Annotated in this window: 8 protein-coding genes; 6 read left to right on the forward strand and 2 right to left on the reverse strand. The window is 59.8% G+C overall.

Annotated features, from left to right (window positions below):
* Window positions 1-138: 138 nt before the first annotated feature.
* Together GNF76_RS13990 and GNF76_RS13995 are read left to right on the forward strand one after the other, a co-directional pair.
* Entirely contained in the window at window positions 139-5,991 is a 5,853-nt protein-coding gene (locus tag GNF76_RS13990) for a hybrid sensor histidine kinase/response regulator (RefSeq protein ID WP_155583734.1), read from the forward strand.
* Window positions 5,984-6,439, forward strand: coding sequence for a chemotaxis protein CheW (locus GNF76_RS13995; protein ID WP_155583735.1), 456 nt, complete (start codon window positions 5,984-5,986; stop codon window positions 6,437-6,439). The genes GNF76_RS13990 and GNF76_RS13995 overlap by 8 nt, the downstream gene beginning before the upstream one ends.
* A 47-nt stretch (window positions 6,440-6,486) precedes the next feature.
* Here the strand turns inward: GNF76_RS13995 and GNF76_RS14000 are convergent, their stop codons facing one another.
* Window positions 6,487-6,774: a HigA family addiction module antitoxin gene (locus tag GNF76_RS14000; RefSeq protein ID WP_155583736.1), complete on the reverse strand. Its 288-nt coding sequence runs from the start codon at window positions 6,772-6,774 to the stop codon at window positions 6,487-6,489.
* 264 nt (window positions 6,775-7,038) lie between these two features.
* Here GNF76_RS14000 and GNF76_RS14005 point away from each other — a divergent pair, with 264 nt between their 5' ends.
* Window positions 7,039-7,422 carry a polymorphic toxin type 44 domain-containing protein gene (locus GNF76_RS14005; RefSeq protein ID WP_155583737.1) on the forward strand — a complete coding sequence of 128 codons (384 nt, stop codon included), beginning with the start codon at window positions 7,039-7,041 and terminating at the stop codon, window positions 7,420-7,422.
* Complete coding sequence (locus GNF76_RS14010; protein WP_155583738.1) at window positions 7,400-7,819, forward strand: hypothetical protein; 420 nt, start codon at window positions 7,400-7,402, stop codon at window positions 7,817-7,819. Before GNF76_RS14005 ends, GNF76_RS14010 begins: the two co-directional genes overlap by 23 nt.
* Window positions 7,820-7,867: 48 nt before the next feature.
* On the opposite strand, the gene GNF76_RS14015 is transcribed toward GNF76_RS14010, so the two are convergent.
* Window positions 7,868-8,503 carry a LysE/ArgO family amino acid transporter gene (locus GNF76_RS14015; protein ID WP_155583739.1) on the reverse strand — a complete coding sequence of 212 codons (636 nt, stop codon included), beginning with the start codon at window positions 8,501-8,503 and terminating at the stop codon, window positions 7,868-7,870.
* A gap of 341 nt (window positions 8,504-8,844) precedes the next feature.
* Here GNF76_RS14015 and GNF76_RS14020 point away from each other — a divergent pair, with 341 nt between their 5' ends.
* Window positions 8,845-9,480 (forward strand): NBR1-Ig-like domain-containing protein, encoded by a 636-nt coding sequence (locus GNF76_RS14020; protein ID WP_246211907.1) that lies wholly within the window; start codon window positions 8,845-8,847, stop codon window positions 9,478-9,480.
* Window positions 9,481-9,674: 194 nt separating this feature from the next.
* Complete coding sequence (locus tag GNF76_RS14025; RefSeq protein ID WP_155583741.1) at window positions 9,675-9,917, forward strand: DUF6124 family protein; 243 nt, start codon at window positions 9,675-9,677, stop codon at window positions 9,915-9,917.
* The last annotated feature ends 429 nt before the right edge of the window (window positions 9,918-10,346 follow it).

The raw sequence follows: 10,346 nt of genomic DNA on the forward strand, positions 1-10,346 counted from the left end.
AGCCGCTGGCGAAGCCTGCGATAAGGCCGAAGGCCTTCAGCGGTCTAGAGATTCAGCGTCCCTTCGGGTCGTTCGCAGGCTTCGCCAGCGGCTACAGGGTGCAAGCCCGGAAACTAATGAATTCAAACGGGAGCAGTTATGGTTGATCGGCACGATTATGTGGCCCTTGAATGGGTCAAGGATGAAATTGCCGAAACCCTGAAGCAGGCCCGTTCGGCGCTCGACGCCTTCATCGACGAAGCAAGCAGTGACGCGATCGCCCTGTGCCTTGAGTGCATTCACCAGGTCCATGGCAGCCTGCTGATGGTCGAGTTCTACGGCGCGGCCCTGCTCGCCGAGGAAATCGAACACCTGGCGCTGGCCCTGCAGGCCGGGCGTGTCAGTCAGCGTGACGAAGGTATCCGCCTGCTGCAACAGGCCCTCGGGCAATTGCCGTTGTACCTGGACCGTGTCCACAGCGCCCGCCGCGATCTGCCGTTGGTGGTCTTGCCGTTGCTCAACGACCTGCGCAGCGTGCGGGGTGAAAGCCTGCTCTCGGAAACCAGCTTGTTCAGCCCGCAGTTGCTGGTGATCCCACCGCTGCCCGACGACATTTTGGCCCAACGCATCCCGGACGACTTTCCCGAGCTTTTGCGCCAATGGCGTCAAATGCTGCAGCAGGCGTTGGCCGGGCTGCTACGGGAAGACCACGGCCCCAGCAATCTGGACGATATGGCGCGGGTTTTTGCACGGCTCGAAGCGCTGTGCCAGGGCGCACCCTTGTTGCCGCTGTGGCAAGTCACCTCGGCGCTGGCGGAAGGCATGCTCACCGGCGTGATCGCCAACAGTCCGGCGCTGCGCAGCCTGCTCAAGGCCTGCGACAAGCAAATCAAGCGTCTGTTGGCCCAAGGTATCGCCGGGATCAACCAGCCTGCCCCCGATGAACTGCTCAAGAGCCTGCTGTTTTATATCGCCAAAGTCACCCGGCCGACACCGCGTATGCAAAGTCTGAAAGAGCGTTACGGCCTCGACGAAGCCCTGCCCGACAGCGCGGTGGTGGATGCTGAACGCGCGCGTATGGCCGGCCCCGATCGCGATGCCATGGGCTCGGTACTCGGCGCCCTCTGTGAAGAGTTGGTGCGGGTCAAGGAGCGGCTGGACCTGTTCGTGCGCAGTGACCGTCAACACACCCGCGACCTCGAGAGCCTGCTGGCGCCGCTGCGGCAAATCGCCGATACCCTGGCGGTGCTTGGGTTTGGCCAGCCGCGCAAAGTGATCATCGACCAACTGGCAGTGGTACTGGGCCTGGCCCAAGGGCAGCGCGAACCGAATGACGCCGTGTTGATGGACGTCGCCGGTGCCTTGCTTTACGTCGAAGCGACACTGGCCGGAATGGTCGGCACCGTCGAGCCGGAGCGCCGCGAAGAAAGCCGCCTGCCCACCACTGACCTGACCCAGATCCATCAGTTGGTCCTCAAGGAGTCGTGCCAGTGCCTCAAGCAGGCCAAAGAGCTGATCATCGACTGTATCGAAGCCCAGTGGGATCGACAGCGCCTGGAGTCCCTGCCCGAGTTGCTGACCCAGGTCCGCGGCGCCTTGGCGATGATCCCGTTGCCCCGCGCGGCGAGCTTGATGCGCGGCTGCAATGAGTACGTCGACAAGCAACTGATGATCAGCGCGACGGTGCCTACCGACACACAGCTCGCGCATTTTGCTGATGTGATCACCAGCCTCGAGTACTACCTGGAGCGCATGCTTCAGGATCATGACGCCCCCGGCGAGCGAGTGCTGGATGTGGCCACCGAGGGGTTGGCTGCGCTGGGTTACTTGCCGGCTGAAAAACCCTGGCGTCAGGAATTACCCGCGCCGGTGGATGACCTGCTGGTGCAGGACTCGACCACTCAATCCCTGGCGCAGGTGCTGGCCAGTCCCACCTCGCGCCTCAATCCCCCGGCGTTGCAACGCCCAGGCAGCCTGCTGCCACCGCCGGCTGGAGAAGAGCCGGTGGACGATGAACTGCGGGAGGTCTTCCTCGAAGAAACCGGGGAGGTCCTTGAGACGCTGCATCGTGATTTACCGGGCGGCATCGCCAGCCTGGAAGATAAAGCCACGTTGAGCGAAATCCGTCGCGCCTTTCATACGCTCAAAGGCAGCGGCCGTATGGTCCGCGCCCTGGTGCTGGCTGAGTTGGCGTGGGCCGTGGAAAACCTGCTCAACCGCGTGCTGGAGCGCAGTGTCGTCGCTGGGGCCGATGTGCAGGCCGTCCTGGATGACGCGGTGGCACTGCTGCCGGCCTTGATCGCTGATTTCGCCACCGATACCCAACGCCAGCGAGACGATGTCGATGATCTGGCGGCCCGTGCCCACGCCCTGGCCAGCGGTGTCGAACTGCCGACCACTGTTTACGACGATCCGTCAGCCCTGGACCCAATGCTGCTGGAGATCTTTCGCAACGAAGCCCAGAGCCATCTCGACAGCCTCAATCATTTCCTGCGCCAGGCCGCCGAGTACGTACCCCTGCAAGTCAGTGACGAACTGCAGCGAGCCCTGCATACCCTCAAGGGCAGTGCCTATATGGCCGGCGTGTTGCCCATCGCCGAGCTGGCGCGACCGCTGGACCACCTGACCCGCGAGTACAAGGCCCATCGCCTGCCGCTGGACCTGGATGAGGTCGAGTTGCTGCTGGAAGCCGAAGCGCTGTTCCAGCGTGGTTTGCGCCAGCTGGACAATGATCCCAACGCACCGATCAGTGGCGCCGCAGCCTTGATCGAGCGCACACAGCAGCGGTTGAACAGCCAACTTGAAGCGCTGCTCAATGCACCCAATACGGGGCTGCGGATCAAGCGTGATCCCCAGTTGATCGCCAACTTCCTGGCTCAGGGCATGGACATCCTGCTGGACGCGGAAAGCCTGCTGCGCGGTTGGCAGCAGCACCCCGGCGAACGCCAGGAGCTCAGTGCGTTGCTGGACGAATTGACCACCTTGGGCGAGGGTGCGCACCTGGCCGATCTGCACCCGATGGACGAACTCTGCGAAGCCTTGCTCGACCTGTATGGCGCGGTGGAAGAGAGCAGCCTGGCCGTCAGCGAGCGATTCTTCCATGAGGCCGAACAGGCCCACGAAGCGCTGATCAGCATGCTCGACCAACTGGCCGCCGGCCAGGAAATCAGCCCTGCCTCCACGCGGGTACGGGCCCTGCGCGAGCTGTTGGATGAAGGCCTGGATCCATCCGCCACCGGGCTGATCAAGAGCGACGGAAGCCGCACGTTGAGCATCTCCGAGCTGGGCGCCGCCACCGCGCAGTTGGGGCAGGAAATGGCGGTGGATGACGAAATCGTCGAGATCTTCCTTGAGGAGGCGGTGGATATCCTCGACAGCGCCGGGCAGTCCCTCAAGCGTTGGTTGCTGGATCCCGACAGCGCAGCGCCACTGTCGTCTTTGCAACGGGACCTGCACACTCTAAAGGGCGGCGCGCGTATGGCCGAAATCGGCCCCGTAGGCGATCTCGCCCAGGAACTGGAAAATCTTTACGAAGGGCTGGTGGACCGTCGCTACAGTTATTCCAACGAGCTGGCGCAGGCCCTGATGGCCAGTCACGAGCAACTGGCGCTGCAGCTGGAGCAACTGCAACACCAGCAGCCGCTGAGCGAATCCAGCACACTGATCAGCCATCTGCGTGAGCTGCGTCAGAGTACCGGGCAGGCGGCCCCACCCGCGGCACCCGAGGTCACGGGGACTGATCCCGAATTATTGGAGATCTTCCTCGAAGAAGCTGCCGACATCCTCGACAGCTCCGGTGCTGCGCTATTGCGCTGGCAGGCGGAGCCAGGGAGCCGCCAGGAAGTGGAAACCCTGCTGCGGGACCTGCACACCCTCAAGGGCGGTGCGCGGATGGTCGAGATCGGGCCGATTGGCGATTTGGCCCATGAGCTGGAGTTTCTCTACGAAGGCTTGTCGGCAGGTTTGCTGGCGCCGTCCACCGAATTGTTTGCGCTGCTGCAAGGCTGCCATGATCGCCTGGCGCAGATGGTCGATGCGGTGGCGGCAGGCCTGCCGGTGGGGTCCGTCGGGCGATTGATCGAACGCATCAAGAGTCTGGTTCACCCCATTGAAGATCAGGTCGCGCCGGTGACGCTCCCAGGGGTCAAAACCGAGGCTGTTCCGGCCAGCGAACCTGCCGCTGACATGGTGAAGATCTCCGCCGACCTGCTGGACGACCTGGTCAACCTGGCCGGTGAAACCTCGATCTTTCGGGGGCGTATCGAACAGCAGGTCAACGATGCCCGTATTGCGCTCAACGAGGTGGAAACCACCATCGAGCGGATGCGCGACCAGTTGCGCCGCCTCGACACCGAAACCCAGGGCCGCATCCTCAGCCGTCAGCAAGCCGAGGCGGAACGCCTGGGCTATGAGGAATTCGACCCGCTGGAAATGGATCGTCATTCCCAGTTGCAGCAGCTGTCCCGGGCCTTGTTCGAATCGGCCTCCGACTTGCTCGACCTCAAGGAAACCCTCGAACGTCGCAACCAGGACGCCCACACCCTGTTGCAGCAGCAGGCGCGGATCAACACCGAATTGCAGGAAGGCCTGATGCGCACGCGCATGGTGCCGTTCGAGCGCATGCTGCCGCGCCTCAAACGCATCGTGCGGCAAGTGGCCGAGGAGTTGGGCAAGGACGTCGAGTTTGTGGTCGGCAATGCCGAAGGCGAGATGGACCGCAACGTGCTGGAGCGGATGGTCGCACCCTTGGAACACATGCTGCGTAACGCCGTCGACCATGGCCTGGAATCTCGCGAAGTGCGGCTGGCAGCGGGCAAGCCGGCCAGGGGCCGGATCAGCCTGGACCTGACCCACGAAGGCGGCGACATCATTTTCGACATGCGCGACGACGGTGCTGGCGTGCCCCTGGATGCGGTGCGACGCAAGGCGATCAAGCGCGGCTTGCTTGACCCAAACCTTGAGATCAGCGACCGCGACGTGTTGCAGTTCATCCTGCAGCCGGGGTTTTCCACCGCCGAAAAAATCACCCAGATTTCTGGCCGTGGCGTGGGCATGGATGTGGTGCACGAGGAAGTGCGCCAGCTCGGGGGATCGATGGTCATCGACTCCAAGGCGGGTGCGGGCGTGCACTTTCGCATTCGCCTGCCGTTCACCGTATCGGTCAACCGGGCGTTGATGGTGCAGTGCGCCGAGGATCAGTACGCGATACCGCTGAACACCATCGAAGGTCTGGTACGCGTGTTACCTGGTGAGCTGGAAGGACACTATCAACAGGATCCACCCTGCTATGAATACGCGGGGCAACGCTACGAGTTGTATTACCTGGGCGAGTTGCTGCACACCGTCGCCCGTCCGAAACTGCTGGGTCAGAGCCTACCGCTGCCGGTGTTGCTGGTGCATTGCAACGAGCGGCGCATCGCGGTGCAAGTGGACGCCATGGCCGGTACCCGCGAGATTGTGGTCAAGGGGCTCGGCCCGCAATTCGCCGGGGTTCAAGGGTTGTCCGGAGCGACCATTCTCGGGGATGGCCGCGTGGTGCTGATCATCGACTTATTGGCCCACCTGCGGGCACTGCAGCCGGCCGTGCCGAAGCACGTGGCGAACTCGCAGGTCACCGTCAACGAGCCGCTGCAGAAGCGCTCGCTGCTGGTGCTGGTGGTGGACGACTCGGTCACCGTCCGCAAGGTCACCAGCCGTTTGCTGGAACGCAACGGCATGAACGTCCTGACGGCCAAGGATGGCATCGACGCCATCGCGGTGCTGGAAGAACACACCCCGGACCTGATGCTGCTGGACATTGAAATGCCGCGCATGGACGGTTTCGAAGTCGCGATCCAGGTGCGCAACAACCCACGGCTCAAAGGCCTGCCGATCATCATGATCACCTCCCGTACCGGCCAGAAACATCGCGATCGTGCCATGGCCATTGGCGTCAACGACTACCTCGGCAAGCCCTACCAAGAGTCGGTGTTGCTGGAAAGCATCGCCTACTGGAGTAAGTCCCATGCTTGACCACCGAGCCAGCCAGCTCACCGGGTTATTACTGCCCTTGGCCGACCGTCACTTGCTGCTGCCCAACGTTGCCGTCGCCGAGCTGATCGACTTCCAGCGCGGCGAACCGGCCAGCGATGCGCCGCCGTGGTATCTGCGACAAGTGACCTGGCGCGATCAGCAATTGCCATTGATCAGCTTCGAGGCCGCGTGTGGTGGGGCGAGTGTAGTAGGGGAGCGGGCGCGGATTGTGGTGCTCAATACCTTGGGTGGACGGCCGACGTTGAAGTTTATTGCGTTGGTGATTCAGGGGATCCCGCGCTCCTACAAACTCGACAGCCAGTTGAGTTATGTGGATGTGCCGCTGTGCCGATTGGAACTGGCGGCGGTGCAGGTGGGGGAGCATGTGGCGAAGGTGCCGGATTTGATGGGAGTGGAGGCGTTGTTGGTGGAGGCGGGGTTGGCCTAGTCGATGGAGATCAACTGTGTCTGGCCGATCGCGTCCATTTTATCCATTCAATCAATCCGGGCAAACCGCTTGATTTCCGGCTGAGGGCGATGCTCCGCCTGCCACAGGTCGTAAGCGCTCTGCATCGACAACCATAGTCGCGCTTTGCTGATGCCTGCTCGCTCCAGCCTCACTGCAAGGTCAGGGCTGACTGGCGCATGACCATGCAGGATCCTTGAGAAAGTCTCCCGGGCGAAGCCAAGGCGTCGAGCCGTTTCGGTGATCGTGATGCCCAGGGCGGGGATCACGTCTTTAAGGATGATCAGGCCTGGATGAGGTGGATTGTGCATAGGCATGTGATGGTGTTCTGCGACGATGGACATTCAGTCACGAAGGCTAGACAGCTCTCTTCTGAGCAACAACCCTAAAGCGTTGTATGAATCTTCCTGCCCGCACCTTGGTGATAGGGGAACCTGCATTACCCAGATACAGATTGATCGTACGAGTGTTGGAAAGAGATGGGACTGTTGTAGGTTAATTCTGTATTTAGGTTAAGCGGTCTTTCAGGCCAGAGTGGGGTGCTAGGTTCAGTGCTCCTCACTGCCCGCAAGGATCTGCAAATGGCCGTACCGTTAATGCCGCCCGGTGTTTCACTTCTCGAAAACATGGCGATTTCCCAGTGCAAGCGCATTCATCTCAAGCCAGCCTCGGCATTCGCCTATTCCTGGTTTTATTCGCAGGTAAGGGCCGCTGGACCATGGAACTACAAGAAACGAGGGCGTCAGTACGAAGCTTTTGGTAACTTCAATTACGGTGCCACGGGCACGGTGCTGGGCATTCCGGAGCATGTGCTGCTGCGGGCAGCAGGTGTTGCTCAAACTGTCGCAAAAACCACCCGCCCGGACTTTGGATCATGGTGGGGCGGTGATCCTTTTGGCGATGATCCACGCGATCAGTATTGGATAAGGAGAGGTATCGAGTATGCGATTTCTCAAGGCCACTGAGGGCCTCGTACCGACCCTGCGCAATTGTCTGCTAGTGGCCTGTCTGATCTATATCGGGGGCAGTTGGGTCATGTCGTCCGGCATGCCCGATCTGGATGAAGTGGTGTTGAAACATTCCTTGGGTAACGGCACCTCGATTTACGGTGCACGGGACAGCCAAGGTGGTGCGACCGTGGGATTTTCCTATAGGTATTACGTTCATAAAGACTTGAGTAATGACCAGGAAATTCTCAAGGGGTTGGTGTCGGCACCTCTCTTTCTGAAAACCAAAGAGCCCAATGTCCAAGTGATCAGGCAAGAGGGCGCACTTCATCTGGTTGTTCTGGGAGAGGTGTATGAGTACCACAGTTATGCACTGGAGGGCTTGGGGAGGGTCAAGGTGGAGATGGAGTTGTGATGTTGCTCGTTCCCACGCTCGCATGGAAACGAGCAATATGGGTTGGGCTCAGAGAGGGTGCAGCACCAGAAAATCAGCAATCAGCATGCCCGCCAGGTACACCATCAAAATCGTCACGCCAGCGTCTAATAAACGCCAGACTTTTGCCGAACGAAATAGCCCCGTCAGCCTTTGACACCCCAACGCCAAAACAACAAACCACACCAGCGATGCGGTCATCGCTCCGCTGGCAAAGAACGCTTGTTGGCTGACGGGCTTTGCCGCACCAATAGAGCCTATCAGCACCACGGTATCGAGCCAGGCATATGGATTGGCAAATCCAAGTATCACCGCCGTGCGCAGCAACCCTTGCTGTGAAGTGAGGTTGCCCTGAGTCTCTGGCATCGACTGGTTACGCACACAAGCCAATAACCGCTGCCAGCCGAACCACAACAGATAGACCGCTCCCGACAGCAGCAGGAACGCCACCAAACCTGGCTGGCTGCCGAGCAACGAGCCTAAGCCCATGACCCCAAGGCCAATGAGGAGGATATCGGCGAACACACATACCGCCACCACCCCCCAGATTGGACCGCGACTGACACCCTGGCGAATGACCAGGGTGTCCTTCGGTCCAGGCGCGGCGAACAGTCCGATGCCCAATAGCAGGCCTTCGAGATAAAGAGCGTTGAAGTCAGGAATCATGAAATGCTCGGGCCGCCTGAATATCAGGTCAATTGAAGGGGGGGATTACCGAAACCGGTATCCAAAGGTAGGTGTAAAGGAATGCAACAAACACTAGGTTCGCAAGCATGCGAGAAACTACGACACTGGATATGACCGACTAAAAGGGACCCATCCATGTCCTTCACAACATCGCCAGCAGGTGGCGAGTGTGCAGGGTTCAAGACACGTGGCGGCGGGCAGGTTGTCTTTTTTGGCGGACAAAGAAATGACGTTCACCTAAAAGTGGGAACCGAAAACGCCGTATGAATATAAAAACGCGGGATACCCTCAGGGCACTGGTTGTGCGACGCAGCCGAGAGTTGGGCAAGCCTCTGACTACGTTGGCCAGGGAGGCAGGGATCTCCAGAACTTACCTGTACGGTCTGGCGGGCGGCGCGTCCAAGGACCCATCGGTACGCACGCTGATCAAGCTGGCCAAGGCGTTGCAGGTTTCTCCTCTGTTGCTGTTTCGCTACTTTGCTGACCTGACAGGCGCGCCAGCAAATGCTTGCTCGATGGCGACGACCAATCGGGCTGTAGGTATTAATGATCCGGACGATGTTGCGGTGTTCAATGCCGATGTCACTACGCCCGATCAAACGGTTGTGTTGCCAGGGGAAGTTTTTCAGAAAACCTGGGAAATTCAGAATCTGGGCACACGACCCTGGCGCGGACGACGATTGGTGCGTGTAGACGGGGAATATGTGATTGCCCGCCGTGCTGATGCACAAGGCCAGTTGGAGGTCGTGATGGATACTCATCTGCGTAGCCTGCACAACGAGCTCCCCATTGCCGATACCCTGCCGGGTCAGCCCGTGCACATCAGCGTGGAGTTTGCAGCGCCCAGGGAGACTTGCACGGTGGCGTCAATCTGGAGAATCGAGGATGCGCAGGGGAAACCCTGTTATGGGCCTGCGTTCATTTTGCATGTGGTGGTTAACGTTATGGCGCGTTGAGCGCTCGGTCGGATTTTTCCTGCAACTTCTCGCGCTGTGCATGAACTTGTTGTGCCCTGTGATCGCGCCTAGTCTTCGTCCGTCATCGCAATAGCGCTGGCTCGGGCGTGCAAGCCTGACAAATCTGTTTAGGGCGTCATAGACGCCCGAGCTCTCCGGGCGTTCCTTACTAATCTGTTTAGGAATCGCACCTCATGCGTAAATCCATATCTCCTCCAACTACGCTGTTCACCGTGAACCCTTACCAAAACACTGAAGCCCTGTTGGCCAGCGCCTCAGAAGCGTTTGCTTCGCTTAATGCGTTGGCCTCTAACTTGGCCTTTGAATTGGAAGGCTCGCAGCGTGGCGTAGTGTTGGCGATTCAGCAGATGAGTGAGCTGGGGCAGTTGTTGGTGGATCAGGCACTGGAACAGGTGGCTCCATCGTCTGTTCCATAAAAATGGATCGGTCCCAAATAGGGACTGATCGTTCCCATTTTGGGACTGCTGCGCACGTTTGCACGAACACCGCCGCTCCCACACTTAAAGTCAGCCCTTTCAAGGTCTTTGAAAAGCCCGTCGCATTAGGCCAGGAATGAAGATCTAACCGACGACGTAAAACCCTTGTGGGAGTTGTCGAGCTTTAGCGAGGCTGCGATGACGTCGGCACAGCCAACATTGAGGGTGCCTGACCCACCGCTATCGCAGCCTCGCTAAAGCTCGACAACTCCCACAGTTGATCTTCACTGGCCTGAGCTGGATGTTTCAACCGTATTTGGCTGCACTCTCAAAGACCTTGAAAGGGCTGACACTTAAATTGCGTTGAGTCCGAGCCTCGCGTTTGCTGGCAAACCATTACTCCAATCGTAACGGTTCGCTGCCCAGCTT

Origin of the sequence: Pseudomonas spelaei (genome assembly GCF_009724245.1) — a bacterium.
GTDB classification, from domain to species: domain Bacteria; phylum Pseudomonadota; class Gammaproteobacteria; order Pseudomonadales; family Pseudomonadaceae; genus Aquipseudomonas; species Aquipseudomonas spelaei.

What these genes read in the sequence shown, in the direction of transcription:
- GNF76_RS14005 (WP_155583737.1), top strand. Translation starts at nt 7,039, where the DNA reads ATGGCCGTACCGTTAATGCCGCCCGGTGTTTCACTTCTCGAAAACATG.
- GNF76_RS14000 (WP_155583736.1), bottom strand. Translation starts at nt 6,774, where the DNA reads ATGCCTATGCACAATCCACCTCATCCAGGCCTGATCATCCTTAAAGAC.
- GNF76_RS13990 (WP_155583734.1), top strand. Translation starts at nt 139, where the DNA reads ATGGTTGATCGGCACGATTATGTGGCCCTTGAATGGGTCAAGGATGAA.
- GNF76_RS14010 (WP_155583738.1), top strand. Translation starts at nt 7,400, where the DNA reads ATGCGATTTCTCAAGGCCACTGAGGGCCTCGTACCGACCCTGCGCAAT.
- GNF76_RS13995 (WP_155583735.1), top strand. Translation starts at nt 5,984, where the DNA reads ATGCTTGACCACCGAGCCAGCCAGCTCACCGGGTTATTACTGCCCTTG.
- GNF76_RS14015 (WP_155583739.1), bottom strand. Translation starts at nt 8,503, where the DNA reads ATGATTCCTGACTTCAACGCTCTTTATCTCGAAGGCCTGCTATTGGGC.
- GNF76_RS14025 (WP_155583741.1), top strand. Translation starts at nt 9,675, where the DNA reads ATGCGTAAATCCATATCTCCTCCAACTACGCTGTTCACCGTGAACCCT.